General features: G+C 64.6%; 1 protein-coding gene. It reads left to right on the top strand.

The window, feature by feature from the left end; all coding sequences use genetic code 11:
* Positions 1–1045: IS1380 family transposase (locus tag SxD43FB_RS23625; protein WP_096064163.1), on the top strand; the 1045-nt coding region annotated here is incomplete at its 5' end.
* Positions 1046–1203 lie beyond the last annotated feature (158 nt).

The following is a 1203-nucleotide window of genomic DNA, read 5'->3' as shown; positions in this document are numbered from 1 at the left end:
TAAGTCGCCGGAGGCAGGGGTCGGTCTGGCGAGCCAGCCGACGATGAGCCGGTGGGAGAACGCCCCGACCACGCGCGAACTGGCACGGATGATGATTGCGATGGTCGGCATCTACTGCGCCAGCTATTCCAAACCGCCCAAAGCGGTGACGCTGGATATCGATGACACCTGCGACGTCGTGCACGGCTACCAGCAACTTTCGTTCTGGAACGGTCACCATGGCGAGCGATGCTTTCTGCCGATCCACGTGTACGATACGGCGACGGGCCGCCCCGTCGCCATGCTGCTGCGCACCGGCAAGACGCCCTCGGGTGCGGAGGCCGCCGGGCACATCCGGCGCCTCGTGCGGCATATCCGCCAGCATTGGCCCGCTACGCACATCACCGTCCGTGGCGACGGGCATTATGGCAGGCCCGAGGTCATGGCCTTCTGCGAGGCACATGGCATCGACTATGTCTTCGGCCTTCCCACCAACGCCGCCCTGCGTGCCAATCCCGACATCGTGGCCGCCGCCGATGCCTGTGCCGTCCAGCGTGCCGAGGAAAACCGGGTGGTGCTGCGCAGCTATGCCGAAATCCGCTATGGGGCGAAAAGCTGGAAGTGTCAGCGCCGCGTCGTCGCCCGGATCGAAGCCAGCACCTTGGGCATGGACATCCGCTACGTCGTCACTTCCCTGGCAGAAGGCTCGGCCGAGCACATCTACGACAGCCTTTACTGCGCCCGTGGTCAGGCCGAAAACCTGATCAAGCGGCACAAGAGCCAGCTCAGCAGCGATCGAACTTCATGCCGATCGGCCAACGCAAACCAGATGCGGCTGATCCTGCATACCGCCGCCTATTGGCTGATGTGGCGCATCCAGCAGGCGATACCCAAGACAAGCGCGCTCGCCGCCGCCGAGTTCGCCACGCTGCGCCTGCGGCTCCTCAAGGTCGCCGCCCGCGTGATCGAAACCGCAACCCGCATCCGCATCGCCTTCGCGTCAGCCTGTCCCGAGGCCAGCACCTTCCGGGCCATTGCGGCCGCCTTCAGGCCTGCCCCGACATAGCCGCCCCGGCCGCACGCCAGAACCGCTCCCTCCAACTCGCAAGCCTATCAAATATCCGCGGTGAAATAGACGCAGCGAAATCCCTCGTCCTGATCACATACAGGCTGGCACCGAAAAACGCGGACCGCCGAAGCGAACAACGTCACGAATAATCCGGG

The sequence above is a fragment of the Sphingobium sp. D43FB genome, from assembly GCF_002312805.1.
Taxonomy (GTDB): domain Bacteria; phylum Pseudomonadota; class Alphaproteobacteria; order Sphingomonadales; family Sphingomonadaceae; genus Sphingobium.
The sequence above is the reverse complement of the archived record's forward strand: the minus strand, read 5'-3'. Positions and strand labels throughout refer to the sequence as shown.